The sequence below is a fragment of the Micromonospora sp. NBC_00898 genome, from assembly GCF_045207895.1.
GTDB lineage: Bacteria > Actinomycetota > Actinomycetes > Mycobacteriales > Micromonosporaceae > Micromonospora.
The window spans coordinates 639,497-666,336 of the sequence record NZ_CP108775.1 but is presented as its reverse complement, the minus strand read 5'-3'; the positions used below and the strand labels follow the sequence as shown (position 1 = coordinate 666,336).

The window sequence follows — 26,840 nt, the reverse complement described above, 5'->3', positions numbered from 1 at the left end:
CTCGGGGCGGGCGGCGGCGACGCGGTGCGGCGGACAAAGAACTGCGCGCGGCCCGTCGTGACGGACCGCGCGCAGATTGTACGACCGGACGGGCTCGATCAGGACCCGCTGCTCATCTGCAGCCGCAGCCAGAGGCCGATCCCGACGATGCACGCGAACCAGACGATCCCCACCAGAACGGTGTATCGGTCGAGGTTCTTCTCGGCCACCGATGAGCCGGCCAGGCTGGAGCTGACGCCGCCGCCGAACATGCTCGACAACCCGCCACCCTTACCTCGGTGCAGCAGGATCAGCAGGGTGAGCAGGATGCTCGTGATGATCAACAACACGATCAACGTGTACGCGAACGCGATCGGCATGGCTGGGGTCAGTCCTCTCGTAGCGATCATCTGCCCGGGCAGGTCGGGCACGCGGCACCGACCGGCGGACGGGCGGAGTCAAGAATAGCGAGCCGTCAGCGGGCGATGTGCTCCGGGAACCGGCAGATCTGCGCGAATTCCTCGGCGTCCAGGCTCGCCCCGCCCACCAGGGCACCGTCCACGTCCGGCTGGGCCATGATCGCGGCGACGTTCGACGCCTTGACCGACCCGCCGTAGAGGATACGGACCTGCTGCGCGGTGCCCTCGTCGAAGGTCTTCACCAGGCGCTTGCGGACCTCGCCGCAGACCTCCTGGGCGTCCTCCGGCGTGGCCGTCTTGCCCGTGCCGATCGCCCAGACCGGCTCGTACGCGACGACGACCTGGGTGACCTGCTCCGGGGTCAACCCCTGCAACGCGGCGTCGAGCTGGTCGCAGCAGTGCGGCACGTGCCGGAGCTGCTCCCGGATCTCCAGGCCCTCACCGATGCAGAGGATCGGGGTGAGCCCGTTGGCCAGCGCCGCCGCCACCTTCGCGTTGACGACCGCGTCGTCCTCGTAGTGGTAGGCCCGCCGCTCGGAGTGCCCGACCACCACGTACGTGCAGCCCAGCTTCGCCAGCATCGGCCCCGAGATGTCCCCGGTGTACGCCCCGGACTGGTACGGCGACAGGTCCTGCGCGCCGTAGCCGATCAGCAGCTTGTCGCCGTCCACCGCGGTCTGCACGGTACGCAGGTCGGTGAACGGCGGCAGGACCACCGTCTCCACGTCGGTGAGGTGCTTCTCGGTCAGGCTCGCGGCCAGCTTCTGCACCAGCAGGTTGGCCTCGAGGTGGTTCAGGTTCATCTTCCAGTTGCCGGCCATCAGCGGCCGGCGGGTGACGCCCGCCATCAGTCCTCCAGTGCCGCGATGCCGGGGAGGGTCTTGCCCTCGAGGTACTCCAGGCTGGCGCCGCCGCCGGTGGAGATGTGGCTGAAAGCGGTCTCGTCCAGCCCCAACGCACGGACCGCAGCGGCGGAGTCACCGCCGCCGACCACGCTGAACGCGTCGGCCTTGGCGATCGCCTCGGCCACCCCGCGGGTGCCGTTGGCGAACGCGGCCATCTCGAAGACGCCCATCGGGCCGTTCCAGAAGACGGTCTTCGCCTGGGAGAGGGCGGCGGCGAAACCGGCCACCGTCTCCGGGCCGATGTCCAGGCCCACCCGGTGGCTCGGGATGCCGTCGGCGGGAACCGTGTCGTGCGCGGCGTCCGGGGCGAAGGCGTCCGCGGCCACCACGTCGACCGGGAGCATGATCTTGCCCGGGGACCGCTGCAGCAGGTTGCCGCAGGTCTCGACCATCTCCTCCTCGAGCAGCGAGCTGCCCACCTCGTGGCCCTGGGCCTTGAGGAAGGTGAAGCACATCCCGCCGCCGATGAGCAGCCGGTCGACCTTCGGCAGCAGCGCCTCGATCACCGCCAGCTTGTCGGAGACCTTCGAGCCGCCGAGCACCACCACGTACGGGCGCTCCGGCTCGCCGGTCAGCCGGGAGAGGACCTCGACCTCGCGCAGCACCAGCCGGCCGGCCACCTGCGGCAGCCGCGCCGGCACGTCGTAGACGCTGGCGTGCTTGCGGTGCACGGCGCCGAAGGCGTCGTCCACGTACGCGTCGCCGAACGCGGCGAGCTGGTCGGCGAAGCCGCCCCGCTCGGCGTCGTCCTTGCTGGTCTCGCCCTTGTTGAAGCGCAGGTTCTCCAGCAGCGCGACCTGGCCGTCGGCCAGGCCCTCCACCGTGGACCGGGCCGAGTCGCCGACGGTGTCCGAGGCGAAGTGCACCGGCGCGCCGAGCAGCTCGCCCAGCCGCCCGGCAACCGGGCGGAGGCTGAACTGGGGGTCCGGCGCGCCCTTCGGGCGACCCAGGTGCGAGCAGACCACGACCTTCGCGCCGGCCCGCACGAGTGCGCTCAGCGTCGGCAGGACGGCCCGGATGCGGCCGTCGTCCGTGATGTCACCGGTCTGCTTGTCGAGCGGGACGTTCAGGTCGGCGCGCACCAGCACGCGCCGACCCGACACCCCCTCGGCGAGCAGGTCGTCGAGGGTCCGGATGCTCACAGCGACGAACCCACCAGCTTGACCAGGTCCACCAGGCGGTTGGAGTAGCCCCACTCATTGTCGTACCAGCCGACGACCTTGACCTGGTTGCCGACGACCTTGGTCAGCGGCGCGTCGAAGATGCACGACGCCGGGTCGGTGACGATGTCCGCGGAGACGATCGGGTCCTCGTTGTAGACCAGGATGCCCTTGAGCGGACCGTCGGCGGCGGCCTTCAGCGCGGCGTTGACCTCGTCCACGGTGGTCTCGCGGTTGACGTTGACCGTCAGGTCGGTGACCGAGCCGGTCGGGATCGGCACCCGCAACGCGTACCCGTCCAGCTTGCCCTTCAGGTCCGGCAGCACCAGGCCGATCGCCTTCGCGGCGCCGGTCGAGGTCGGCACGATGTTCAGCGCGGCGGCCCGGGCGCGGCGCAGGTCCTTGTGCGGCGCGTCCTGCAGGTTCTGGTCCTGGGTGTACGCGTGGATCGTGGTCATCAGACCGTGCTGGATGCCGAACGTGTCGTGCAGGACCTTCGCCATCGGGGCGAGGCAGTTGGTGGTGCACGAGGCGTTCGAGATGATGGTGTGCTTGGCCGGGTCGTACTGGTCGTGGTTGACGCCCATGACGACCGTGACGTCCTCGTTCTTCGCCGGGGCGGAGATGATGACCTTCTTGGCCCCGCCGTCGACGTGCGCCTTCGCCTTGCTGGCGTCGGTGAAGAAGCCGGTGGACTCGATGACGACGTCGGCGCCGACCTCGCCCCACGGCAGCTTCGCCGGGTCCTTCTCGGCGTACGCCTTGATGGTCTTGCCGCCCACGGTGATCTCGTCGGCGGTTGCCTTCACCTCGTGCGGGAGGCGGCCCAGGATGCTGTCGTACTTGAGCAGGTGGGCGAGCGTCGCGTTGTCGGTCAGGTCGTTGACCGCGACGACCTCGATGTCAGCGCCGGACGCCAGCACTGCCCGGAAGAAGTTACGGCCGATCCGGCCGAAGCCGTTGATGCCAACCCGGATGGTCACAGGTCCCATCTCCTCGCGTTCTGGTCCGCCGGCGTCAGACCCGGGCCGGCGGAGGTGTGTTCGCCGACCGGTGGAGCCGGCCGTTGACGGTTCATCTCGGCCACCCCGCCGCGGTCCTGAAGGACCTGACCGCCCGAGGCGGTTTGCACGGCGAGGGATGCCTGTGCCGGCCCCCTTGCCGTACGCAGCGACCTTATCCGAGCGTGCGGTGTCGCGCTGCGGCGGGTGGTGATCCCGCTCGCATCACGCCGCCCCACCGTCCTATCAGACCACGAGCATGTCGGGTGTGACGGCTGCTTCCGTATCCGGGATGCCCAGGTCGCGGGCCCGCTTGTCGGCCAGCGCCAGCAACCGGCGGATCCGCCCGGCGATGGCGTCCTTGGTCAGCGGCGGGTCGGCGAGGGCACCCAGCTCCTCCAGCGAGGCCTGCCGGTGCTCCAGCCGCAGCCGACCGGCCGAGGTCAGGTGGTTGGGCGCGTCTTCGGCGAGGATCTCCAGCGCGCGGGTCACCCGGGCGGCCGCGGCCACCGCGGCGCGGGCGGAGCGGCGCAGGTTGGCGTCGTCGAAGTTGGCCAGCCGGTTCGCGGTCGCCCGGACCTCCCGGCGGACCCGCCGCTCCTCCCAGGCCAGCACGCTGGAGTGCGCGCCGATGCGGGTGAGCAGCGCGGCGATGGCGTCGCCGTCCTTGACCACCACCCGGTCCACCTGGCGCACCTCACGGTTCTTGGCCACGATGCCGATCCGGCGGGCGGCGCCGACCAGCGCGAGCGCCGACTCCGGGCCGGGGCAGGTGATCTCCAGGGCGCTGGAGCGGCCCGGCTCGGTCAACGAGCCGTGCGCCATGAACGCGCCCCGCCACGCGGAGACCGCGCAGCAGACGTTCGCCGCGACCACGTGCGGGGGCAGGCCGCGAACCGGCCGCCCGCGCACGTCCAGCAGCCCCGTCTGGCGGGCCAGCGCCTCGCCGTCCTTGACCACCCGGACGATGAAGTGGCTGCCCTTGCGCAACCCGCCGGAGGCGAGCACGTGGATCTCGCTCGGGTACCCGTAGACCTCGGCGATCTCCCGCCGGAGCCGCCGGGCCACCGCGCCGGTGTCCAGCTCGGCCTCCACCACCACCCGACCGGAGACGATGTGCAGCCCGCCGGCGAAGCGCAGCAGGGCCGCCATCTCCGCCCGCCGGCAGCAGGGCTTGGGCACGTCGACCCGACTCAGCTCGTCCTTGACCGCAGCCGTCATCGCCATAGTGCGCCCCTCCACGGACCGGTACCGGCGTGTCGCCGGTGATTACGTACGTGCTTAACGATCGGCGCCCAGGACAGGCACCAGCGCGGCGCCCAGGGCGGCCGGATCATGCCGGGGCGTGCCGTCGGTGACGGCGACGGGCGCGAGGAGCAACCGGGCACCCAGCGATTCTGCCGCACGTTCGACCGCTTCAGGGTCACCCACCGCCTTGGAGTCCGCCAGCACCACGTCCACCTTCAACTCGGACAGATAGCGGTGCAGGGTGGCCAGATGGTCGGCCTGGGACAGCCCGAGGGTCTCCTTCTCGGCCACCAGGTTGAGGGTGACCAGCCGTCGGGCCGGACTCGACACGATCGCGTGGGCCAGCCCCGGCACCAGCAGGTGCGGCAGCACGCTGGTGTACCAGCTGCCCGGCCCGAAGATCAGCCAGTCCGCGTCGTACACCGCGGCCACCGCCTCGGCGCAGGCGGCAGGCGCCGCCGGGGTGAGCCGCAGCGACTCGACCCGGCCGCTGATCACCGCGACCTGGTGCTGGCCGCGCACCGTGCGAACCTCGTCGGGGTGCTCGGCGTCGGCGCCGCGCACCCGGGCCTCGATGCCGACCGGCTGGCGGGACATCGGCAGCACCCGGCCGACCGCGCCGAGCATGGCGCCGGCGTGGTCGAGCGCGGCGACCGGGTCGCCGAGCAGCTCCATCAGGCCGCAGAGGACCAGGTTGCCGACCGCGTGCCCGGCCAGCGGGTCGCTGCCGCCCCCGCCACTCCCCCGACGCCCGCCGCACCGGCGGCCGCGGGGTTCGCGCCGGGATTCGCGGCAGGGTCCACCGCGGGGCTCGCGGCGCGGTTCGCGGCGGCGAAGCGGTGCTGGAAGAGCCCGGCGCTGCGCCGGGTGGCCGGGTGGTCGCCGGCCAGCGCGACGAGGGCCTGCCGCAGGTCACCCGGGGGCAGGCCGCCGCGCTCGGCCCGCAGCCGGCCGCTGGAGCCGCCGTCGTCGCCGACCGTGACCACCGCGGTGATGTCCAGGTCCAGCTCCGGTACGCAGTGCCGCAACGCCCGCAGGGACGCCGACAGGCCGTGCCCGCCGCCGAAGGCGACCACCTTCGTCGGGATCATTCCCGCCCCAGGTCCCGGTGCTGCGGGTTGGCGGCGATGCCGGACTGGCGCAGCCGGGCGGCCAACTCCTCGGCGATCGCGACGCTGCGGTGCTTGCCGCCGGTGCACCCCACCGCGACGGTCAGGTAACGCTTGCCCTCACGTTCGAAGCCGGCGGTGGTGGCGTTGACCAGGTCGGCGTACCCGGCCACGAAGGCGTCCGCGCCCTCCTGGCCCAGCACGTACGAGCTGACCGCCTCCTCCCGCCCGGTGTGCTCCCGCAACTCCGGCACCCAGTACGGGTTCGGCAGGAACCGGGCGTCCATCACGAAGTCGGCGTCGGGCGGCAGCCCGTACTTGAAGCCGAAGGAGAGCACCGTGATCCGCAGCCGGCGGGCCTCCTCACCGCCGAACAGCTCCTCGACCCGTCGCCGGAGCTGGTTGACGTTGAGGTGGCTGGTGTCGATGATCACGTCGGCCTGGTCGCGGGCCTCCTCCAGCAGGGCGCGCTCGACGGCGATGCCGTCGGCCAGCCGCCCCTCGCCCTGCAACGGGTGCGAACGCCGGACGCTCTCGAACCGGCGGATCAGCACTTCGTCGTCCGCGTCGACGAAGACCACCTGGGGAGAGAAACCGCGCTCCTTCAGCTCCCGGATCGCCCCGGCCAGGTCCGTGGAGAAGGCGCGCGAGCGGACGTCCAGCACCATCGCGGTACGCCGGGCGGCTCCGCCGGCCTTGAACGCCAGCTCCGCCATGTCCAACATCAACGCCTGGGGCAGGTTGTCGACCACGTAGTAGCCGACGTTCTCCAGTGCCCGGGCCACCGTGCTCCGCCCGCCGCCGGAGAGCCCGGTCACCACCACCAGGCTGGTGTCCCCCTCCGTGGGCGCCGGCTGCCCCGCAGCCGTGTCCGCCGGCACCAGGTCCGCCGTCGTCCGCGCCTCGCTCACCCGCTACCCCCCAGCCGTGGCGCCGCGGCCGGTCCGCCGCGCGCGGTCAATCAGCGACTCTAACGGCTCGGACCCCGTCCGTGATTCCACGGGGTGACGACCGGAACACCCGCTTGTCCGGTTCCGTCCCGAGCGCCCGCGTCGCTCGCGGCCGGCGCGCGTGGACCGGGGTGTCGGGGGACGCTCGTAGACTGCGCGGATGGTCTCCCCCACCGATCTGCGGACCGAGGACGCGCTGCGGGTGCTCCGGCGGGTGTTCGGCTACGATGCCTTCCGCGGCTTCCAGCAGGAGGTCGTCGACCACGTGGTGGCCGGCGGCGACGCGCTGGTGCTGATGCCGACCGGTGGCGGCAAGTCACTCTGCTACCAGATCCCCGCGCTGGTCCGCGACGGCGTCGCGGTCGTCGTCTCCCCACTGATCGCCCTCATGCAGGACCAGGTCGACGCGCTCACCGCGGTCGGCGTCCGGGCCGGCTTCCTCAACTCGACGCAGGACCTGGCCGAGCGGCGACGGGTCGAGGCGGCCTTCGTCGCCGGCGAGCTGGACCTGCTCTACCTGGCCCCGGAGGGGTTGGCCGTCCGGTCGACCCTCCAGCTGCTGGAACGTGGCACCATCGGGCTCTTCGCGATCGACGAGGCGCACTGCGTCTCGCAGTGGGGGCACGACTTCCGCCCCGACTACCTCAACCTCTCGATGCTGCACGAGCGGTGGCCGGGGGTGCCCCGCATCGCGCTGACCGCCACCGCCACCAGCGCCACCCGGACCGAGATCGCCACTCGGCTGAAGCTCACCGACGCTCGGCACTTCGTGGCCAGCTTCGACCGCCCCAACATCCAGTACCGGATCGTGCCCAAGCGGGAACCGCGCAAGCAGCTGCTGAGCCTGCTCCGCGACGAGCACCCGGGCGACGCCGGGATCGTCTACTGCCTCTCCCGCGCCTCCGTCGACAAGACCGCAGAGTTCCTCGTGCAGAACGGCATTTCCGCGCTGCCGTACCACGCCGGCCTGGACGCGACGACCCGCGCCGCCAACCAGCAGCGCTTCCTGCGCGAGGACGGCCTGGTCATGGTCGCCACGATCGCCTTCGGGATGGGCATCGACAAGCCCGACGTCCGCTTCGTCGCCCACCTCGACCTGCCGAAGTCCGTGGAGGGCTACTACCAGGAGACCGGCCGCGCCGGCCGGGACGGCCTGCCGTCCACGGCCTGGCTGGCGTACGGCCTCCAGGACGTGGTGCAGCAGCGGAAGATGATCGAGACGTCGGAGGGCGACCTCGCCCACCGCCGCAACCTCGCCGCCCACCTGGACGCGATGCTCGCGCTCTGCGAGACGGTCCGCTGCCGCCGTGTCCAGCTCCTCGAATACTTCGGCGAGTCGGGGACGGCCGCCTGCGGCAACTGCGACACCTGCCTCAACCCGCCGGAGTCGTGGGACGGCACGGTCGCCGCGCAGAAGCTGCTCTCCACCGTCTTCCGGCTGGACCGGGAGCGCAACCAGCGCTTCGGCGCCGGCCACTGCATCGACATCCTGCTCGGCAAGCAGAACGACAAGATCAGCCAGTACGGTCACGACTCGCTGACCGTCTTCGGCATCGGCACCGAGCTGCGCGAGGCCGAGTGGCGGGGTGTGGTCCGGCAACTGCTCGCCGAGGGCCTGCTCGCGGTCGAGGGCGACTACGGCACGCTGGCGCTGACCGAGGCCAGCACCGAGGTGCTGGGCCGCCGGCGCACGGTGACCATGCGCCGGGAGCCGGAGAAGGTGGCCTCCACCCGGTCGGCGAAGCCGCGGGGCGCGGCCACCGTGGTCGCCGAGCTGGACCCGGCCGCCACGGCGGTCTTCGAGCGGCTGCGCGCCTGGCGGGCGGCGACCGCGAAGGAGCAGGGCGTGCCCGCGTACGTCATCTTCCACGACGCGACCCTGCGCCAGATCGCCAGCGAGGCGCCGACCTCGCTGGCCGAGCTGTCCCGGATCAACGGCGTCGGCGAGAACAAGCTGGCGAAGTACGGCGACCAACTCCTCGCCGTGCTCGCCGAGGGCACACCCGCCTGACCGGACCGCTCTGGTCCGGCCCGGCCGACGCCGGGTGGGGAAGAGACGACGAAAGGGCCGGCCCCCGGGTGGGAGTCGGCCCTTTCGTTGGTTGGTGCTGGTGGGGTCAGGAGGCGGTGTAGCCGCGGGTGGCGATCCAGTCGGCGAGGTTGTCGACGCTGATGCGGTAGGAGGCCATGTTGGGGTCGGCGGAGTCGGCGATGGTGACGGTGTGGCCGTCGTCGCGGTAGCCGACGACGCTGATGTAGTGGCCGCCTTCGAAGGAGTGGGTGTTGCCGTCGGTGTCGGTGGTGGTGCCGGCGATGTTGGCGACCACGGCCCGGCCGTTGTCGACGGTGTGGACGATGTCGGCGCGCAGCTTGTCGGTCTGGGTGTCGTCGGCCTTGGGGCTGCGGATTTCGACGCTGTGGTAGACGTTGCTACCGGTTTCCTTGTTCAGGACCGGGGTGATGTCGTTGACGCTGTTGGTGCCGTTCTCGGTGGTGCCCATTTCCTTGGCCATGGCGTCGACGTCGATGGCCTTGCCCTGCACTGACAGGGCGTTGCGGGTGGCGGCGGGGCCGCAGTAGTAGAAGTTCGGCTGGGCCTGGTAGCGGACGTTGAGTTCCCGCTCACCGTGGTGCTTGCGGTCGGTCTGCACCTGCGCCGTGGCCTTGGCGGCGGGGGCGGCGTGGGCGGCGACGGCGGGGCCGGCGATGCCACCGGCGGTGGCGGCGATACCAGCGGCGGTCAGGACGGTGGCGCGGATCAGATCGGTACGCATGATGGCGTGCTCCTCTGCTCTGGGGGTGTGCACGACACCCGCACGGGGGTGCGGTCGCGCCGCGCGAAGGGGGGAAAGTCTTGAGGGGGATCGGCCCGGCGATCAGGGGGGACCTGCTCGGGCGTCCAGGGGGTGTAACGACCCGGGCCGGCGACACATTCCACCAGGGTTCTGGCCGCTGGGGCCGCGGGTTCCGGGGGATGTAACCGGGCCGGCCGGCCGGGTGTTCCCACGGCCAGGGCTCCAGGCCCCACCACCGGGCGAGACCCGCGGTGGTATGCCATGTTCAACGCCCCGACCCCGCCCCCCATTCCACCGCCGAGGTGCCCCCAGCCACCGGACGCCGGGCCACGAACCGACGCCAGGCGCACGGAGGGCCATGCTGATCCGGACATGCGGTCACAGACGGGCTGGGCCGTCCGGTTTCAAGATCCGCGCATTTTCGGGGACTCCAGGGACATTCACCCCGAACTCCGGCCGTCCATCGAGTTACGGACGGTCACCCTCGCTCGGCCCGCCAACCACCCCATCGCTCCCTTTGCTCTGCTTCACCATAGGCAACAGAAACGGCCCGCAACTGTTGCCTATGGTGAAGCAGAGCAAAGCGCGGGCGAGGAGTGGTCGCCGGTCGAGGCGGCCGAGTCGAAGAAGCCTGGGCAGGAGCTCCGGCGAACGACGAAACCGGGAACGCGACCTGAGCGATCTGGTCGGAAAAGGTGAAATGGCCGGGTCGCCAGTATCCGGGGGGGGTGGCCGACGTACTCAGGGAACCGGTCGATTAGCTCTGCGGTGTCTTGGTGCCCTCGTCCAGGGCGGCCAGGATCGCCTCGGCCGTCCGCTTCCCCACCCCGGGCACCTCGGTGATCTCCTCGACGGTGGCGGCGGAGAGGCGCTTGAGCGAGCCGAAGTGTCGCAGCAGCGCCTTGCGCCGTACGTCGCCCAGCCCGGGGACGTTGTCCAGCGCTGACTCGGTCATCCGCTTCGAGCGCCGCTGGCGGTGGAAGGTGATGGCGAAGCGGTGCGCCTCGTCGCGGACCCGTTGCAGCAGGTAGAGCCCCTCGGAGGTGCGCGGCAGGATGATCGGGAACTCGTCGTCGGGCAGCCACACCTCCTCCAGCCGCTTGGCCAGACCGCACAGCGCCACGTCGTCGATGCCCAGCTCGGCGAGGGCCTGCCCGGCGGCGCCGACCTGCGGCGCGCCGCCGTCGACCACCACGAGCTGGGGCGGGTACGCGAACTTGCGCGGCCGACCGGTGGTCGGGTCGATGCCGGGCCGGTCCGGGTCGCCGGCGGTCTCCTCGCCGATCTCCCCGGTCTCGGCGCGGGCGTCCAGGTAGCGGGCGAAGCGCCGGCGCAGCACCTCGGACATGGCGGAGAGGTCGTCGGTGGCTCCCCGGACGATGAACCGACGGTATTCGCTCTTGCGGGGCAGCCCGTCCTCGAAGACGACCATGCTGGCCACCACGTCGGTGCCCTGGATCTGAGAGACGTCGAAGCACTCGATGCGCAGCGGCGACGTCCGCATGCCGAGCGCGTCGCTGATCTCGTCGAGCGCCTTGCTGCGGGTGGTCAGGTCGCCGGCCCGCTTGAGCTTGTGCCGGGCGAGGGCGTCCTTGGCGTTGCGCTCCACGGTCTCCAGCAGCGACTTCTTGTCGCCGCGCTGCGGCACCCGCAGCGACACCCGGCTGCCCCGGCGGGTGGAGAGCCAGTCGGCGAGCGCGTCGGCGTCGGCGGGCAGCTCGGGCACGAGCAGCTCGCGGGGCACGTCGGCCTCGCCCTGCTCCCCGCCGTAGACCTGAGTGCAGAAGTGGTGCACCAGGTCGCCGATGCTCACCTCCTCGGTCTTCTCCACCACCCAGCCGCGCTGGCCGCGGATCCGGCCGTCGCGGACGTGAAAGACCTGGACGGCGGCTTCGAGGGGATCGTCGGCGAAGGCCACCACGTCGGCGTCGGTGCCGTCGCCGAGCACCACGGTCTGCTTCTCCAGTGCCCGCCGCAGGGCGGCGACGTCGTCGCGGAGCCGGGCGGCCCGCTCGAACTCCAACTGCTCGCTGGCCTCGGTCATCTCCCGTTCGAGCCGGCGGACCATGGTGTCGGTGCGGCCGGCCATGAAGTCGCAGAACCCGTTGACGATGTCGCGGTGCTGCTCGGCGGAGACGCTGCCGACGCACGGCGCGGAGCACTTGCCGATGTAGCCCAGCAGGCAGGGGCGGCCGACCTGGCCAGCCCGCTTGAACACCCCGGAGGAGCAGGTCCGCGCCGGGAAGACCCGCAGCAGCAGGTCGAGCGTCTCGCGGATCGCCCAGGCGTGCGAGTACGGCCCGAAGTAGCGCACCCCCTTGCGCTTCGCGCCCCGCATCACCTGGAGCCGCGGGTACTCCTCGTCGAGGGTGACGGCCAGGTAGGGGTACGACTTGTCGTCGCGGTAGCGGACGTTGAACCGGGGGTCGTACTGCTTGATCCAGGTGTATTCGAGCTGGAGCGCCTCGACCTCGGTGCCGACGGTGACCCAGTCGACCGACTCGGCCGTGGTGACCATCTGCTGGGTGCGCTGGTGCAGGCCCCACAGGTCGGCGAAGTAGGAGTTGAGCCGGCTGCGCAGGTTCTTCGCCTTGCCGACATAGATGACCCGGCCGGTGCCGTCGCGGAAGCGGTAGACCCCTGGCGACTCCGGGATGGTGCCGGGCGCGGGACGGTAGGTCGAGGGGTCAGCCACGCCAGCAAGCCTAGTCCGCACCCCCGACACCCGGCCCCGCCGCCACGGCCGCCCACCCGGCGGTCGACGCGGGGAAAGGGGTCAGGCGAGGGCGATCTGGTCGCCGTTGACCTTGACGTTCTTCGCGGCGAGCGGGCGGGTGGCCGGGCCCTGCTTCACCGAGCCGTCGCTGATCGAGAACCTGCTGCCGTGGCAGGTGCAGTTGATGGTGCCGCCGTCGACGTTCGACACCGGGCAACCCTGGTGGGTGCAGATCGGGTCGAAGCCCTTGAACGTCCCCGGCTCGGGCTGGGTGATCACCACGCCCTTGCTGGCGTACACCGCGCCACCCCCGACCGGGATGTCCGTGGTCCGGGCCAGCGGGGCGGAGGTGTCCCGGCTGCCGCCCTCGGCGTCGCCGGCCCCGGTCGCGCCCGGGCCGCCGCTGGTCGGGGCGGTGCCCCGGTTCCCGGAGTCGTCGTCGCTGCCGCAGGCGGCCAGCACGACCGACACCCCGACCGCGCCGGCGCCCGCGAGCAGGGCGCGGCGGGTCTGGGTACCCGGCCCGGTCAACACCTGATCATCACTCATGTCCGGCCTCTCTCTCGGCTGCCGCCGTCCGTCGCGATCGCGGCCACGTTCCTGGACACGGATCACTGTGCCGCACGGTTCATACCGGCGCGTCACGAAACGGATATCTGGACGGGCGGGCCGGTTACCCGACCCGCCCGCGTCGTACCGTCGGCTCAGCGCGCCCCGGCCGCCACCTTGCGGGTGCGGGTCTTGGTCGCGCCGCCGTTGGCCTTCGCCGCCCGGGACGTGGCCGCCCTGGCCCCCCTGGCCTCGCCGTCGAGCTTGAGCACCTGGCGCAGGAACTGGCCGGTGTGGCTCTCGGTCACCTCGGCGACTTCCTCCGGGGTGCCGGTGGCGAGCACCGTGCCGCCCCGGTGGCCGCCCTCCGGGCCCATGTCGATCAGCCAGTCGGCGGTCTTGATCACGTCGAGGTTGTGCTCGATGGTGATCACCGTGTTGCCCTTGTCGACCAGGCCCTCGAGGACCATCAGCAGCTTGCGGATGTCCTCGAAGTGCAGGCCGGTGGTCGGCTCGTCGAGCACGTAGACCGTCCGGCCGGTGGAGCGCTTCTGCAGCTCGGAGGCGAGCTTGACCCGCTGCGCCTCGCCGCCGGACAGGGTCGGCGCGGGCTGGCCGAGGCGGACGTAGCCCAGGCCCACGTCGACCAGCGTCTTGAGGTGCCGGTGGATGGCCGGGATGGCGGAGAAGAACTCGGCCGCCTCCTCGATCGGCATCTCCAGCACATCGGAGACGGTCTTGCCCTTGTAGTGCACCTCCAGGGTCTCCCGGTTGTACCGGGCGCCCTTGCAGACCTCGCAGGGGACGTAGACGTCCGGGAGGAAGTTCATCTCGATCTTGATGGTGCCGTCGCCGGAGCAGGCCTCGCAACGGCCGCCCTTGACGTTGAACGAGAACCGGCCCGGGCCGTACCCCCGGACCTTGGCCTCGGTGGTCTCGGCGAACAGCTTGCGCACGTGGTCCCAGACCCCCGTGTAGGTGGCGGGGTTGGACCGCGGCGTGCGGCCGATCGGCGACTGGTCGACACCGACGACCTTGTCGACGTGTTCCAGCCCGGTGACCCGGGTGTGCCGGCCGGGGACCATCCGCGCGCCGTTGATCTGGTTGGCCAGCACGGCGTGCAGGATGTCGTTGACCAAGGTCGACTTGCCGGAGCCGCTGACCCCGGTGACGGCGATCAGCTGGCCGAGCGGGAACGACACGGTGAGGTTGCGCAGGTTGTGCTCCCGCGCGCCGTGCACCACCAGCTCCCGGTCGGGAGTCTGCGGGCGGCGCTGCTTCGGCGTCGGGATCGACCTGCGCCCCGACAGGTACGCCCCGGTGACCGACTCCTGGTTTTCCAGCAGGGCCGGCACCGAGCCGCTGTGCACGATCTTGCCGCCGTGCTCGCCGGCGCCGGGGCCGATGTCGACGATCCAGTCGGCGACCCGGATGGTGTCCTCGTCGTGCTCGACCACGATCAGCGTGTTGCCCAGCCCGCGCAGCCGGATCAGCGTCTCGATCAGCCGGTGGTTGTCCCGCTGGTGCAGGCCGATCGACGGCTCGTCCAGCACGTAGAGCACGCCGACCAGGCCGGAGCCGATCTGGGTGGCGAGTCGGATGCGCTGCGCCTCGCCGCCGGAGAGGGTGCCGGCCGCGCGATCCAGGGAGAGGTAGTCCAGGCCGACGTCGAGCAGGAACTTCAGCCGGGCGTTGATCTCCTTGAGCACCCGCTCGGCGATCATCTTCTGCCGGTCGGTCAGCTCGATGCCGGCCAGCAGCTCCGCCGCCTCGCCGACCGACAGGTTGCAGACATCGGCGATGCTCCGGCCGGCCAGGGTGACCGCGAGCACCTCGGGCTTGAGCCGGGTGCCGCCGCAGGCCGCGCAGGGCACGTCCCGCATGTAGCCCTCGTACTTGTCCCGCGACCACTCCGACTCGGTATCGGTGTGCCGGCGCTCGATCCACTGCACCACGCCCTCGAAGCCGGTGTAGTAGGAGCGCTCGCGGCCGTACTTGTTGCGGTAGCGCACGTGCACCTGGTCGTCGGAGCCGTGCAGGATCGTCTTCTGGGCCCGGGACGGCAGCGCCCGCCAGGGCGTGTCGATGTCGAAGTGCTGGCTCTCGCCGAGCGCCTCCAGCAGGCGGAGGAAGTATTCCAGGTTGTGGCCGGTGGCCCACGGCTGGATGGCGCCCTCGCGCAGGCTGCGCTCCGGGTCGGGCACGACCAGCTCCGGGTCAACCTCCTTCTTGGTGCCCAGGCCGGTGCACTCTGGGCAGGCGCCGTACGGCGCGTTGAAGGAGAAGACCCGGGGCTCCAGGTCCTCGATCGCCAGGGGGTGGTCGTTGGGGCAGGCGAGGTGCTCGGAGTAGCGGCGCTCGCGGTCCGGGTCATCCTCCGGCAGGTCGACGAAGTCGAGCAGGACCAGGCCGCCGGAGAGGCCGAGCGCGGCCTCCACCGAGTCGGTCAGCCGCTGCTTGGCGCTCGCCTTGACGCTGAGCCGGTCGATGACCACCTCGATGGTGTGCTTCTCCTGCTTCTTGAGCTTCGGCGGCTCGGTCAGCGGGTGCACCACGCCGTCGACCCGGGCCCGGGCGTAGCCCTTGGCCTGGAGCTCGGCGAAGAGGTCGACGTACTCGCCCTTGCGGCCGCGGACCACCGGGGCCAGGACCATGAACCGGGTGCCCTCGTCCATCGCCAGCACCCGGTCGACGATCTGCTGCGGGCTCTGCTTGGAGATCCGCTCGCCGCAGACCGGGCAGTGCGGCTCGCCGATGCGGGCGAAGAGCAGGCGGAGGTAGTCGTAGACCTCGGTGATGGTGCCGACGGTGGAGCGCGGGTTGCGCGAGGTGGACTTCTGGTCGATGGAGACCGCGGGGCTGAGGCCCTCGATGAAGTCGACGTCGGGCTTGTCCATCTGGCCGAGGAACTGCCGGGCGTACGACGACAGCGACTCGACGTAGCGCCGCTGACCCTCGGCGAAGATGGTGTCGAAGGCCAGGCTCGACTTGCCCGACCCGGAGAGCCCGGTGAAGACGATCAGGGCGTCCCGGGGCAGGTCGAGACTGACGTCACGGAGGTTGTGCTCGCGCGCGCCACGGATGATCAGTCGGTCGGCCACGGTGCGTGTGCTCCCGGAAGAAGAGAGTGAGGCGGATCTGTCCGCTCCGAGCGGAGTCTGAGCGGTTTGCGGGCGCAGAAGAGACGCCCCGGCAACCTTAGCCCCGAGGTACGACAACTTTCCGCGCCCGCACATTCCCCCAGCTCAGGCCGGTGCGCGCGGTCCCGGGCGGGCCTGCGCGCACCGGCCAGCGGCTCAGTATCCGCCCGGCGACGGGGGCGGCGTCGGACGCGCGGTGCGCCGTCGACCGCCGCGCCAGCCGCCGCGACGTTCGGCGGCCAGCCGGACCTCCCGGCGGCGGCTCTCGAAGGCCACCTCCCGCTGCAGCCGGCGCCAGCTTTCCCAGCGCCGCGCCGGCAGCTCCCCGCTCTCCATCGCCTCCCGCACGGCGCAGGCGGGCTCGCCGTCGTGCGCGCAGTCGGCGTACCGGCAGCCGGTGGCCAGCTCGGCGATGTCGGCGAAGGCCCGGTCCAGGCCGGCCGAGCCGTCCAGCAGGCCGACCGCCCGGACCCCCGGGGTGTCCACCACCGCGCCACCGCCTGGCAGCGGCACGAGCGCCCGCCAGGTGGTGGTGTGCCGGCCCTTCCCGTCGACCCGCCGGATCGCCTGGGTGGGCATCACGACGGCGCCGGCGAGGGCGTTGACCAGGCTCGACTTGCCGGCCCCGGACGGGCCGAGCAGCCCGAGCGTGCGCCCAGGCGCGACGAACGGCCGCAGCGGGTCGAGCCCGACGCCCTGTTCGGCGCTGACCGGCAGCACCGGCACCCCGGGCGCGACGACGGCGAGCTGACGGGCGAGCGCGGCCGGGTCGGCGGCCAGGTCGACCTTGGTCAGCACGACCAGGGGTCGGGCCCCCGACTCGTGGACCAGGGAGAGCGCCCGTTCGATCCGGCCGACGTCCGGGGCCGGGTGGACGGGCTCGACGACCGCGGCGGCGTCGAGGTTGGCGGCGAGCACCTGCCCGCTGGCGTCCTTGCCGGCGGTCCGGCGGACCAGCGCGGTGCGCCGCGGCAGCACCGCCTCGACGGTCCACCGCCGGTCCGGCCAGGTGCCGACCAGCACCCAGTCGCCGGCGCAGGGCAGCGCGGACAGGTCCCGGGCGGCGGCGGCCAGCACCCCGCCACCCAGGCTGGCCCGGACCGGGCCGTCGGCGCAGAGCACGGTGCAGACGCCCCGGTCGACCCGGGCCACCCGGCCCGGACGGTGGTCGCTGCCCCGTCGTACGTGTGCCGCCCACCCGGCGTCCCAGCCGAGGGCGGTCAGATCCATGGTCATGGCATCCTCATCGGTGTCGAGGTGGTACCTGGCGGAACACGCGTGCTACGACCGGCATGATCACCACCACCTCCACTCCGGGTCCCGGTGCCGCGTTTCACGCCGACGGTAAGGGGCGCGCCGACGCGCCGAAAGCGATTTCCCCGGCGACGCCGCAGCGCCGGACCGCTAGTGCCGTGTCCACAAACGTTGGCCGGGTTGGTCGGGGTTGGGAAAATGTCGTAGGGCTGGTGTTGGCTTCGGTTCGTGCCTCGCCGTCGGGATCCCGCCGCCCCGCGGGTCGTGCATCGCACCGCCCGCGTCGCGTTGCGGGTGACGCCCGGCCAGCGGCGCCGTTGTTTCGGGCTGCTGCGCTGCGCCGGTGACGTGTGGGCGTGCGTGCTGGAGGTCAACGCGTGGCGACGCCGCCGCGACGACGCGCCGCTGGTCGGCTATCAGCAGCTGTGCCGGGAGTTGGCGGCGTCCGGGCCGGGCACGTTCGCCGAACTGGACACCACAGGTGCCCGGTCGGTGTTGCGCCGGTTCTCCGATGCGTGGTTCGCGGCGGCGAAACGCCGCAGCGTGGGTGACCTGTTGGCGCGGTTTCCGCGTCGGCGGCGGGGGTTGGTGCCGGTGCGCTGGTATCACGGCACGTTCACCCTCGACGGGCGCCGGGTGCGCATCCCCACAGCCAAAGGCACTGCGCCTTTCTGGGTGCGTCTGGCGCGGGAGGTGCCGTATCCGGTCGAGCAGGTCCGGTCGGTCACCCTGCTGTGTGAGGGAGGCCGGCTGTTCCTCGACGTGACCGCCGAGGTGCCGGTTGCCGTCTACCCACCCGGTGAACAACCGGATCCGGGCCGGGTGGCCGGGGTGGACCTGGGGATCATCCACCCCTACGCCGTGGCCGGCCCCGACGGGGAGGCACTTCTGGTGTCGGGGCGGGCGATCCGCGCCGAGCACCGCATGCACCTGGCCGACACCAAAGCCCGCCGCCGCGCCGTCGCCCGTCGGGCCCCGAAGCCGGGCCAGAGGGGATCTCGGCGGTGGCGGCAGTACCGGCGCCGGGCACGTCTGGTGGAGGGCCGGCACCGGCGCCGGGTCCGCCAGGCCCAGCACGATGCCGCCGCCACCGTGATCTCGTGGGCGGTGCGGCAGCGGGTGGGTGTGCTGCACGTCGGCGATCCTCGCGGGGTGTTGGACCTGCCGGCGGGGCGGCGGCACAACCTGCGGTTGCGGCAGTGGCAGATCGGCCGGCTCCTGCAGATCCTCACCGACAAGGCCACCCTCGCCGGCATCACCGTCCGGCAGGTCGACGAACGCGGCACCTCCTCCACCTGCCCCGCCTGCAGAAGGCGGGTGCCGAAGCCTCGTGGGCGGACCCTGTCCTGTCCGCACTGCGCATTCTCCGGTCACCGTGACCTGGTCGCGGCGGCCAGCATCGCCACTCGTGTTCCGGGCGGCGGATCCACCACCCCGACAGCCGTGGTGCTGCCGGAGGTGGTCACGCACCGTCGAGCCGGCCGGCACCTCCCCGGTGCCGGCAGGTCCCGACGTGACCCCCGCCGCCCACCACAGGCGGCGCGAGGATCGGTTGGCCCGCGGAGGCCCGCCCCACCACCCGGTGGGGAGTCGCTCGCCCAACAGGCGAGGATCCACAACACCCACCGAAAACCCGGTGAACGTTAGTGGACACCGCACTAGGGTCGACGGGTGACCACCGATCCGCTGCTGCTGACCGGCGAGGTGGACGACGCCACGGCCCGCCTGCTGCGTACCGTCGCCGGCTTCGACGCCGCGGACGTCGCCGCCGCGTCCCTGCTCCCGGGCTGGACCCGGGGGCACGTGCTGACCCACCTCGCCCGCAACGCCGACGGCTTCGTCAACCTGCTCACCGCGGCCCGCACCGGCGAGCCCATCCCGATGTACGCCAGCTCGGACGCCCGTACCGCGGACATCGAGGCCGGCGCCGGTCGCCCGCCCGCCGCCCTCCTGGACGACCTGCGGCGCAGCTCGGAGCGGTTCGCCGAGGCGGTCGACGCGATGCCGGTCGAGGCGTGGGCGGCGACCGTCGAGACGCGGCGCGGCCCGTGGCCGGCCGCCACCCTGGTCTGGGGCCGGCTCCGCGAGATCGAGGTGCACCACGTCGACCTGGCCGCCGGCTACCGGCCGGCCGACTGGCCGGAGGCGTTCGGCCAGCGGCTGCTGCACGAGGTGGCGACCGGGCTGGCCGACCGGCCCGACGCGCCAGCCATGGTGCTGCGCTTCGACGGCGTCCGCCACGAACTCGTCGTCGGTGATCCCGAGGGGGCGCCCACGATCACCGGCCCCGCACCCGAACTCGCCGCCTGGCTGATCGGCCGGAGCGTGGGCGAGGTGCTCACCGTCACCCCCGACGGCCCCCTGCCGACTCCACCTGAATGGATATAGGGACGCCATGACCTACAGCGGAGACGTCACCCCCGGCGGCGCGCCGGCGGTGCGTGAGCTCGACCGGCTCACCATCACCAAGATGTCGGTGGGCCCGATGGACAACAACGCCTACCTGCTGCGCTGCCGGGACACCGGCGAGCAGGTGCTGATCGACGCCGCCAACGAGGCGCCGCGCCTCCTGGAGCTGGTCGGCGACGGCGGGCTGGCCGCGGTGGTCACCACGCACCGGCACATGGACCACTGGGTGGCCCTGGAGGAGGTGGTCGCCAAGACCGGCGCCCGCCCGCTGGTGCACGCCGACGACGCCGACGGGCTGCCGATCGACGCGGAGCCGCTCACCGAGGGCGACACGATCGCGGTCGGTGACTGCGCCCTTGAGGTGATCCATGTCAAGGGGCACACCCCCGGCTCGATCGCCCTGCTCTACCGCGACCCGGCCGGCACCCCGCACCTGTTCACCGGCGACAGCCTCTTCCCGGGCGGGGTCGGCAACACGGAGAAGGACCCGGAGCGCTTCGGGCAGCTGATCGACGACGTGGAGCAGAAGCTCTTCGACCGGCTGCCGGACGAGACCTGGTTCTACCCGGGCCACGGCAAGGACAGCACCCTCGGCGCGGAGCGCCCCTCGCTGCCGCAGTGGCGCGCCCGCGGCTGGTGAGTCCACCGCCGCCGCCGGGCCGACCGGCCGCCCGTTCCCACCCCGACGGTGGCCGCGCCGCGCGGCCACCGTCGGCCCCCGTGGCCGGTCAGGCGGACGAAGCCGCGGCCAGCGCGCGGAGCCGGTGCCGGGTGGCCAGCAGCACCGGGCCGGCGAGCAGCAGGCCGACCGCCATGGTCAGCACCGTCGGGTTCGGCGCCCCGGGCAGCAGCCCGGTCACCGCCCGGGCGGCGGTGCCGAGGAGCACGTAGAGGCCCGCCCAGGCCGTCGCGCCGAGCGCGGCGCAGGCCGCGAAGCGCCGGTACGACATCCGCAGCCCGCCCGCGGCCAGCGGCAGCAGCGCGTTGAACACCGGCAGGAACGGCGCGACCAGCACCATCCGCCCCCCGCCGCGGCGCAGGATCGCCTCGGCCGCCGCCCACCTTGACTCGCCGATCCAGCCGCCCACCCGGCTGCGCCGCAGCTGGTCGCCCCAGCGCCGGCCGGCGAGGAAGCTGAGCGACCAGCCGGCGAGGCAGCCGGCCACCACCGCCGCGACGGTCGCCAGCCCGGTCGCCGGCCGGCCGGCGCCGACCGCGGCGAGGACCGCCGCGTCGCCGGGCACCAGCACCCCGAGCAGCGGTACGGCGTCGGCGAGCATGACCACGCCGAGCGTGCTCATCAGCAGCGCGGTGGGCAGCTCACCGACCTGGGCCAGCAGATCCATCATGGTCGGTACGCTATTTCCGTCCGGCCCCGCGCACATCGGGTCCGATCCCCCACCGGCCCCTGATCCCGGCTCGGGGTCGACCCCGAGCCACCGCCTGAGGTCAGGCCGGGCGCAGCACCTGCACCCGGCGCAGCGGGGAGTCCACGGACGGCTCGGTGGTGGGCACCGGATAGCTGGCCACCACCTCCAGCCGCCCCACGGGCAGGTGCCCCCGGTCAGGGTCGCCGACCAGCACCTCCGCGCCGCCGGCGACGGCCCGCTGCAGGAACGGCAGGACCCGGTCGGCCAGCGCCGCGTCGTAAAGAATGTCCCCGGCGACCAGCAGGTCCGCGGTCACCGTGGAGTCGAGCAGGTCGTCGGCGCTGGCGGCGACGCGTACCCGGTTGGCGCGCGCGTTGACCGTGACCGCCGCGACGGCGTACGGGTCGATGTCGTTGGCGACGACCTGGTCGGCGCCGGCGAGCGCGGCGGCGATGGCCACCAGTCCCGACCCGGCGGCCAGGTCGAGCACCCGGCGGCCGGCGACCAGCTCGGGGTGGTCGAGCAGGTGGCGGGCCAGGGCCTGCCCGCCGGCCCAGGCGGAGGCCCAGTACGGCGGCGGCAGGGAGCGGTCGGCCGCCGCCTCCATCCGGGCCCACCAGACGATCGCGTCCTCGGCCAGGTGCAGCCGCACCTCGGGCACGAACGGAGTCTCCACCAGCCGGAGCCGATCCAGACCGGAGCCGGGCAGGGCGATCTCCCGCTCCAGGTCGGCCAGCGCCGTGCGATCCCTCACCGGGGCAAGCATGCCCCGGGCCCGGGACGAACGGGCGGCTTTTCCGCTCTGCGCGGATTCCACGGGGCGCGCCGGCACTTCCGGCAGCGAATCGCGGCGCGGGGGGCTACTGTCGGGGAGGTACAGGGGCGATCATCGGCCGAGCGGTCGGTGCTCACCCGCATTGAACAGGGAGAGATTGCATGGCAACCGGCACGGTCAAGTGGTTCAACTCGGAAAAGGGCTTCGGCTTCATCGAGCAGGACGGCGGAGGCCCGGACGTGTTCGTCCACTACTCGGCCATCGCTAGCAGTGGTTACCGGGAACTCAACGAGGGCCAGAAGGTCGAGTTCGAGGTGACCCAGGGGCAGAAGGGGCCGCAGGCGGACAACGTCCGTCCCATGTAGCTCCGTGCCGGTGGCGGCGGTCGGTTTCCGACCGCCGCCGCAGCGCATCTCAGGCCGGTTCCGGCGCCCCCGGCAGGTCGCGTCGCCGCCGCAGCGGCCCGACCAGCAGGATCAGCGGGGTCAGCGCCAGCCAACCGGTCATCACCCACATCGCCCGGCCCGGCCCGTACGCGGCGCCGAGCGCCCCGGCCAGCACCGCCGCCAGCGGGATGGTGCCGTAGTTGAGCAGCTGCATGCTGACCGTCACCCGGCCGAGCAGCGCCCGCGGGGTGTACGTCTGCCGGAAGCTGCCCTTGACGACGTTGCCCACGGCGACGGCGAGGCTGATCACCACGCCCCCGAGGAGCAGCCAGACCGCTCCGAGCCCGGGCCCGGCGAGCGGGATGAGCAGGGCGGGTGGCCCGGTGCCCACGGCGGCCAGCAGCATCGCGCGGGCGGTGCCGACCCGGCGGGCGAGCCCGGTGGCGATGGTCGCGCCGACGATCCCGCCCAGGCTGGCCAGGCCGATCAGCAGCCCGACCAGGCCGGGCGGCAGCCCCGCGGAGCGGACCAGGAACACCACCAGGACGGCCTGGTAGCCGGTGAGCCCGATGTTGCTGGCGGCCCCGAAGACGGTCATCACCCGCAGGTACGGGTCGTGGGCGACGAAGCGGATGCCGACCGCCACCTCCCGGCGCAGCGACGGCGGCCCGTCGAGGCGGCGCGGCCGGGGCTCGACCGCGCGGATGCGCGCCAGGCAGGCGGCCGAGACGACGAAGCTCAGCGCGTCGAGCAGCAGCGCGGTGACCGCCCCGGCGAGCTGGGCGATCAGGCCGGCCAGCCCGGGACCGACGACATAGCTCGCGGTCTGCGTGGCCTGCAGCTTCGCGTTGCCCTCCGGCACCTCCGCCGGCCGCAGCAGGGTCGGCAGGTACGCCTGGTCGGCGGTCTCGAAGAAGACCCGGGCCAGGCCCCCGCCGAGCGCCACGGCGAGCAACTGTCCGATGGTGAGCACCCCGAGGACGGCGGCCACCGGGACGCTGAGGAAGAGCAGGGCCGACGCCAGGTCGCAGACGATCATCACCGGGCGGCGGGGCAGCCGGTCGACCCAGGCTCCGGCCGGCAGGCCGACCAGCAGCCAGGGCAGCCAGGCGGCGGCGGTGAGCACCGCGACCTGGAAGGTGGTCGCGTCCAGCACGGCCAGCGCGACCAGCGGTAGTGCCACCGTGGTCACGTTGCTGCCGACACTGCTGACCGCCTGCCCGGTCCACAGCAGCCGAAAGTCCCGGTGCCGGAACAGCCCGCCGCGGGGGCGTACCGGCGGGTCGGGCGCGCGGCTCGTCGTCGGCGCGCTCACGGCTGCGCCGGGATGCCGTACGCGAACAGGAAGACGGGCTCGCGGCGCCGCCCGTCGTCGGGCACCGCCCGGTCCGCCCAGCGGGCGAGCAGGTCGATCACCTCGCGCCCCAGCTCGGCCAACTCCTCCGGGGTGAGGTGCAGCCAGCGGTCGGTGGAGAAGGGCCCGTCGCCCCAGGCGGCCTGGGCCTCGTCGGTGGCGGCGTGCCAGGCCCGGGCGAGGGCGACCTGTCGGTCGAGGTTGAGCGAGGTGGCGGCGTCGGCGACGGCCCGGGCGGCGGGGTCGGCGTCGAAGTCGGTGTTGGACCAGCGCACCCCCCGGCTCTGCAGGCGCCACCACCGCTCCCGGCGATCCCGGGCCAGCTCGGGGGCCTCGATGACGAGTTCGGCGGTGGCCAGCACCTTGAGGTGGTGGCTGACGTTCGCCGGCGCCTGGCCGGTCCGCTCGGCGAGCAGGCCGACGGTCGCGGGGCCGTGCACCTTGAGCACGTCCATCAGGCGGCGGCGGAGCGGGTGGGCGAGCGCGGCGAGGACCCGGGAGTCGGTCACCTGTCGCACGTCGGGGTTCGGCATACGCCCACCCTGACATCGGCAACGACTGTTACGCAAGAGTTATTGCGAAGCAGTCGTTGCCGGATTGGTGGCCCTCCCGGCGCCGCGCCGCCGGTCAGGCGACCAACCGGCGGGCCATCTCGTCGGCGACGTCCTTGGCGATGGTGGGCGGGAGCGCCGCCGCGATCTTCTCCGGGGTGAGCCCGGCGAGCACGCCGGCCACGATCGCCCGCTCGTCGGTGAAGTCCCTGTTGGCGAGGTTGGTCAGCGCGACCCCGAGCGCGTCCACCCGCAGCATCAGGTAGTCGAGCTTGGCCACCACGCTGTTGCTGGCCGACTGGGACCCGGCTCCGTCCGGGTCGACGCTGCGCCCCATGCTCGGCCCGCCGTAGAACACGGCGGAGTAGAGGTTGGCGATCTGATTCTCGGCCGCGGCGCTCGTGTCGTCCTCCAGGAGTCCGATGGTGGTCAGGTAGCGGCGGAACAGCGGGGTCTGGTCCCGGTTCGCCTTGATCGAGTCGCGGAAGAAGCTGAAGTGGGTGTGGAAGAGGTGGGAGCTGTCGCCAGTGCTGCGCTTGCCGAGCCGGTCCCACCGCCGCACCACGGCACCGTCCGGCGAGTAGATGATCTCCCGGAGGCCCCCGGTGTCCGGGGCGCCGGCAACGCACTCCGCCACACACCAGCTGGAGAACGTGTAGAGGTTGTGGACGCGACCGCCGGACGGGACCTGGAAGGTGCCGACGTCCAGCGCGGCCGCGTCGAGGGTGAGACCGGAGGAGTCCCGGCTGGACTCCACCACGGAGTAGTCCTTCACCACCACCCGGTCCGAGCCGCAGTGGTAGCCGCCGCGGTGGCTGGGGTCGCCGACGATGCCGACCTCCGCGGGTTCGAGGTCGTCGGGTCGTACGGTGTCCGGATCGACGTTCAGATGGTTGAGCAGCAGACTGCGTACCGCCAACAGGTTCGTCGGAGCCCGCGTCATGGGTCTCCCCTTCCCGATCGTTGCCGGCCGGGCACGGTGATCACACCGCGTAGAGGCGGTGTGATCCGGGGATGCGCCCGGCGGGGTGCTGCACGGCACCGGGCAGTTGACCCGACGATATCCGGCTCTTCACCAGTTTGCCCATTTCAGAGGCACTATATGGAACTGGGAGAAGACTGTGGACCGACGTCGAGGAGGGGCAGGACGATCGCCGACGGATGCTCGGGGTCGTGCAGGATCTCCCGCCACCCTGCACGCAGCGTCACCGCCGTACCGAGCGGTTCGCCGGTGCCCGGGTTGCGCGCGTACCGGGGATGGGCGCCGCCGGAGACCTGGACCCGCAGCCGGTGCCCGGGGGCGAACCGGTGCGCGGTCGGCCAGAGGGTCACCGGCACCCGCGCCACACCGCGCGGACCGGTCGGGAAACGGCCCGGCGCGACCCGGACCAGACCGTCGCAGACGTTCCAGGACCTCCCCCGGCGGTCCACGTCGCAGAGCCGCACGAAGACGTCCAGGTAGGACAGTTCACTGCGGACCTGGATCTCGGCGCGGACCGGGCCGACCACCTCCACCGGCGCGTCGAGCGACGCGCTGGTGTAGGTCAGCACGTCCGGCCGGGCCTCCACGGGCCGGTTGTCCACCGCGCCCGCCCGCTGGGCGACCAGGAGCGGGCCGCCGAGCGACGGCGTGGGGTCGGCCGGGTCGTACCAGATCCGGTCCGGCGCGGACGGGGCCGGCGGGGCCGGCGCGAGGGCGCCCCCGGCGTGCAGGTGCCACCGGCTCGACGCGGCCGGCGGTGGCCAGTCGGGCAGGTCCCGCCAGCCACCGCCGGCTCCCCCGACGTGCACCCGTACCGGCGCGGTACGCGGACCCGCCCGGCCGGCCAGGTGCTCGTCGAGCCAGTCGAGGCCGTCTCGCAGGGCGGCCACGAAGAGCCCGGGGCTGCCGTGGGTCCACGGCCCGACGGTCAGCCGCGGGTGGGCGCCGGCGGCCCGCAGCGCGGCGTAGTCGTCGAGCTGGGCGGGGAGGAAGATGTCGTGCCAGCCGCTGATCATCGCCACCGGGGCGCGCACCTCGGCGATCCGGTCGCCGAAGACCCGGGACCGCCAGTAGTCGGCGTCCGGGGTGTGGTGGCGCAGCCACTCCTGGAAGAAGGGCACGGTGACGCCGGTGGCGATCCGGTCGGCCTCGGCCAACGGCAGGTGGGCCAGCGCGGCGGTCAGCCGGGGCTGCCCCCGCTTGAGTTCCCACTGCCGCGCCAGCCACGGCACGGTCTGCGCCTGGAGCAGCTCCGCCCAGGTCAGCACCGTGTCCAGGGCGAACGACTCGCCCGCGTACGTCGAGTCGCGGGTGCCCGAGGCGGTCACCACCGCGACCATCGCCTTCAGCTCGTCGGCCGCCTCGGCAGCGACGGCCCACTGCACGAAGCCCTGGTAGCTGGCGCCGAACATGCCGAACGCCCCGGACCACCAGCGCTGCCGGCGCAGCCAGTCGACGGTGTCCAGGCCGTCGTCGCGCTCGTGCACCAGCGGCGCGAACTCCCCGCCCGAGCCGTACGTGCCCCGGCAGGACTGGATGACCACGTGGAAGCCGCGCTCGGCGGCGAGCCGGCCGAGCAGCCGCACCGGCCCGCCCCGGCCGTAGGGCGTACGGATCAGCACGGTGGGCGCGCCGGGCAGGTCGGGGGTGTAGTGGTCGGTGCGCAGCGTCACCCCGTCGCGGACCCGGACCGGGATGTCCCGGGTGACGGTGACCCGACGGGTCCGGGGAGCCGGCAACCGCAGCGCCGCGGTGGCGAGCCGGGTGGCGAGCCGGTCGAGCACGACG

General features: G+C 72.7%; 22 protein-coding genes and 1 pseudogene. 5 read left to right on the top strand and 18 right to left on the bottom strand.

What is annotated here, in order from left to right:
* Positions 1-98 precede the first annotated feature (98 nt).
* The 7 genes and pseudogenes from secG to rapZ form a co-directional block, all read right to left on the bottom strand.
* Complete coding sequence (gene secG, locus OG799_RS03150) at positions 99-359, bottom strand: preprotein translocase subunit SecG (protein ID WP_109805976.1); 261 nt, start codon at positions 357-359, stop codon at positions 99-101.
* Between the two features lie 95 nt (positions 360-454).
* Positions 455-1,246, bottom strand: a complete 792-nt coding sequence (gene tpiA / locus OG799_RS03145) for a triose-phosphate isomerase (RefSeq protein WP_406042897.1) — start codon at positions 1,244-1,246, stop codon at positions 455-457.
* On the bottom strand, positions 1,246-2,445 hold the full coding sequence (locus OG799_RS03140) for a phosphoglycerate kinase (RefSeq protein WP_406042895.1): 1,200 nt from the start codon (positions 2,443-2,445) through the stop codon (positions 1,246-1,248). The genes tpiA and OG799_RS03140 overlap by 1 nt, the downstream gene beginning before the upstream one ends.
* Positions 2,442-3,446, bottom strand: a complete 1,005-nt coding sequence (gene gap, locus OG799_RS03135; RefSeq protein WP_406042893.1) for a type I glyceraldehyde-3-phosphate dehydrogenase — start codon at positions 3,444-3,446, stop codon at positions 2,442-2,444. Before gap ends, OG799_RS03140 begins: the two co-directional genes overlap by 4 nt.
* 264 nt (positions 3,447-3,710) lie before the next feature.
* Positions 3,711-4,691, bottom strand: coding sequence for a DNA-binding protein WhiA (gene whiA / locus OG799_RS03130; RefSeq protein WP_200212777.1), 981 nt, complete (start codon positions 4,689-4,691; stop codon positions 3,711-3,713).
* A gap of 54 nt (positions 4,692-4,745) precedes the next feature.
* A pseudogene (locus OG799_RS03125) lies at positions 4,746-5,803 on the bottom strand (2-phospho-L-lactate transferase CofD family protein).
* Entirely contained in the window at positions 5,800-6,705 is a 906-nt protein-coding gene (gene rapZ, locus OG799_RS03120; protein ID WP_406046184.1) for an RNase adapter RapZ, read from the bottom strand. The pseudogene OG799_RS03125 and the gene rapZ overlap by 4 nt, the downstream one beginning before the upstream one ends.
* A gap of 226 nt (positions 6,706-6,931) precedes the next feature.
* Here rapZ and recQ point away from each other — a divergent pair, with 226 nt between their 5' ends.
* Positions 6,932-8,782, top strand: coding sequence for a DNA helicase RecQ (gene recQ / locus OG799_RS03115; protein WP_406042891.1), 1,851 nt, complete (start codon positions 6,932-6,934; stop codon positions 8,780-8,782).
* A 106-nt stretch (positions 8,783-8,888) separates the two neighbouring features.
* Here recQ and OG799_RS03110 read toward each other — a convergent pair whose 3' ends face one another.
* The 5 genes from OG799_RS03110 to rsgA form a co-directional block, all read right to left on the bottom strand.
* Positions 8,889-9,545: a C39 family peptidase gene (locus OG799_RS03110; protein WP_406042889.1), complete on the bottom strand. Its 657-nt coding sequence runs from the start codon at positions 9,543-9,545 to the stop codon at positions 8,889-8,891.
* Positions 9,546-10,323: 778 nt separating this feature from the next.
* Positions 10,324-12,261 (bottom strand): excinuclease ABC subunit UvrC, encoded by a 1,938-nt coding sequence (gene uvrC, locus OG799_RS03105; RefSeq protein ID WP_406042887.1) that lies wholly within the window; start codon positions 12,259-12,261, stop codon positions 10,324-10,326.
* An 81-nt stretch (positions 12,262-12,342) separates the two neighbouring features.
* Positions 12,343-12,831, bottom strand: a complete 489-nt coding sequence (locus OG799_RS03100) for a Rieske (2Fe-2S) protein (protein ID WP_406042885.1) — start codon at positions 12,829-12,831, stop codon at positions 12,343-12,345.
* 155 nt (positions 12,832-12,986) lie between these two features.
* A complete protein-coding gene (gene uvrA / locus OG799_RS03095; protein WP_406042883.1) occupies positions 12,987-15,932 on the bottom strand; it encodes an excinuclease ABC subunit UvrA in 2,946 nt (981 codons plus the stop codon).
* A 195-nt stretch (positions 15,933-16,127) separates the two neighbouring features.
* Positions 16,128-17,207, bottom strand: a complete 1,080-nt coding sequence (gene rsgA, locus OG799_RS03090; protein ID WP_406042881.1) for a ribosome small subunit-dependent GTPase A — start codon at positions 17,205-17,207, stop codon at positions 16,128-16,130.
* A gap of 246 nt (positions 17,208-17,453) precedes the next feature.
* On the opposite strand from rsgA, the gene OG799_RS03085 reads away from it, so the two are divergent.
* From OG799_RS03085 to OG799_RS03075, 3 genes are read left to right on the top strand one after another with little or no spacing between them, the layout of a single operon-like run.
* Positions 17,454-18,872, top strand: coding sequence for an RNA-guided endonuclease InsQ/TnpB family protein (locus tag OG799_RS03085; RefSeq protein WP_406042879.1), 1,419 nt, complete (start codon positions 17,454-17,456; stop codon positions 18,870-18,872).
* A gap of 24 nt (positions 18,873-18,896) precedes the next feature.
* Entirely contained in the window at positions 18,897-19,613 is a 717-nt protein-coding gene (locus OG799_RS03080; RefSeq protein WP_406042877.1) for a maleylpyruvate isomerase family mycothiol-dependent enzyme, read from the top strand.
* Positions 19,614-19,620: 7 nt separating this feature from the next.
* On the top strand, positions 19,621-20,274 hold the full coding sequence (locus tag OG799_RS03075) for an MBL fold metallo-hydrolase (RefSeq protein WP_406042875.1): 654 nt from the start codon (positions 19,621-19,623) through the stop codon (positions 20,272-20,274).
* A gap of 88 nt (positions 20,275-20,362) precedes the next feature.
* On the opposite strand, the gene OG799_RS03070 is transcribed toward OG799_RS03075, so the two are convergent.
* Both OG799_RS03070 and OG799_RS03065 read right to left on the bottom strand, forming a co-directional pair.
* Positions 20,363-20,983, bottom strand: a complete 621-nt coding sequence (locus OG799_RS03070; protein ID WP_406042873.1) for a DedA family protein — start codon at positions 20,981-20,983, stop codon at positions 20,363-20,365.
* Positions 20,984-21,083: 100 nt separating this feature from the next.
* On the bottom strand, positions 21,084-21,770 hold the full coding sequence (locus OG799_RS03065; RefSeq protein ID WP_406042871.1) for a class I SAM-dependent methyltransferase: 687 nt from the start codon (positions 21,768-21,770) through the stop codon (positions 21,084-21,086).
* Positions 21,771-21,940: 170 nt separating this feature from the next.
* On the opposite strand from OG799_RS03065, the gene OG799_RS03060 reads away from it, so the two are divergent.
* On the top strand, positions 21,941-22,144 hold the full coding sequence (locus tag OG799_RS03060) for a cold-shock protein (protein WP_007462771.1): 204 nt from the start codon (positions 21,941-21,943) through the stop codon (positions 22,142-22,144).
* A gap of 49 nt (positions 22,145-22,193) precedes the next feature.
* Here the strand turns inward: OG799_RS03060 and OG799_RS03055 are convergent, their stop codons facing one another.
* The 4 genes from OG799_RS03055 to OG799_RS03040 form a co-directional block, all read right to left on the bottom strand.
* Entirely contained in the window at positions 22,194-23,480 is a 1,287-nt protein-coding gene (locus OG799_RS03055) for an MFS transporter (RefSeq protein WP_406042868.1), read from the bottom strand.
* Complete coding sequence (locus OG799_RS03050; RefSeq protein WP_406042866.1) at positions 23,477-24,052, bottom strand: ArsR/SmtB family transcription factor; 576 nt, start codon at positions 24,050-24,052, stop codon at positions 23,477-23,479. Before OG799_RS03050 ends, OG799_RS03055 begins: the two co-directional genes overlap by 4 nt.
* A 94-nt stretch (positions 24,053-24,146) precedes the next feature.
* On the bottom strand, positions 24,147-25,013 hold the full coding sequence (locus tag OG799_RS03045; protein WP_406042864.1) for a hypothetical protein: 867 nt from the start codon (positions 25,011-25,013) through the stop codon (positions 24,147-24,149).
* 155 nt (positions 25,014-25,168) lie between these two features.
* Positions 25,169-26,836, bottom strand: a complete 1,668-nt coding sequence (locus OG799_RS03040; RefSeq protein WP_406042862.1) for a CocE/NonD family hydrolase — start codon at positions 26,834-26,836, stop codon at positions 25,169-25,171.
* Positions 26,837-26,840: the final 4 nt, after the last annotated feature.

What these genes read in the sequence shown, in the direction of transcription:
- secG (WP_109805976.1), bottom strand. Translation starts at nt 359, where the DNA reads ATGCCGATCGCGTTCGCGTACACGTTGATCGTGTTGTTGATCATCACG.
- tpiA (WP_406042897.1), bottom strand. Translation starts at nt 1,246, where the DNA reads ATGGCGGGCGTCACCCGCCGGCCGCTGATGGCCGGCAACTGGAAGATG.
- whiA (WP_200212777.1), bottom strand. Translation starts at nt 4,691, where the DNA reads ATGGCGATGACGGCTGCGGTCAAGGACGAGCTGAGTCGGGTCGACGTG.
- recQ (WP_406042891.1), top strand. Translation starts at nt 6,932, where the DNA reads ATGGTCTCCCCCACCGATCTGCGGACCGAGGACGCGCTGCGGGTGCTC.
- OG799_RS03110 (WP_406042889.1), bottom strand. Translation starts at nt 9,545, where the DNA reads ATGCGTACCGATCTGATCCGCGCCACCGTCCTGACCGCCGCTGGTATC.
- OG799_RS03100 (WP_406042885.1), bottom strand. Translation starts at nt 12,831, where the DNA reads ATGAGTGATGATCAGGTGTTGACCGGGCCGGGTACCCAGACCCGCCGC.
- rsgA (WP_406042881.1), bottom strand. Translation starts at nt 17,207, where the DNA reads ATGACCATGGATCTGACCGCCCTCGGCTGGGACGCCGGGTGGGCGGCA.
- OG799_RS03075 (WP_406042875.1), top strand. Translation starts at nt 19,621, where the DNA reads ATGACCTACAGCGGAGACGTCACCCCCGGCGGCGCGCCGGCGGTGCGT.
- OG799_RS03070 (WP_406042873.1), bottom strand. Translation starts at nt 20,983, where the DNA reads ATGATGGATCTGCTGGCCCAGGTCGGTGAGCTGCCCACCGCGCTGCTG.
- OG799_RS03065 (WP_406042871.1), bottom strand. Translation starts at nt 21,770, where the DNA reads ATGCTTGCCCCGGTGAGGGATCGCACGGCGCTGGCCGACCTGGAGCGG.
- OG799_RS03060 (WP_007462771.1), top strand. Translation starts at nt 21,941, where the DNA reads ATGGCAACCGGCACGGTCAAGTGGTTCAACTCGGAAAAGGGCTTCGGC.
- OG799_RS03050 (WP_406042866.1), bottom strand. Translation starts at nt 24,052, where the DNA reads ATGCCGAACCCCGACGTGCGACAGGTGACCGACTCCCGGGTCCTCGCC.
- OG799_RS03045 (WP_406042864.1), bottom strand. Translation starts at nt 25,013, where the DNA reads ATGACGCGGGCTCCGACGAACCTGTTGGCGGTACGCAGTCTGCTGCTC.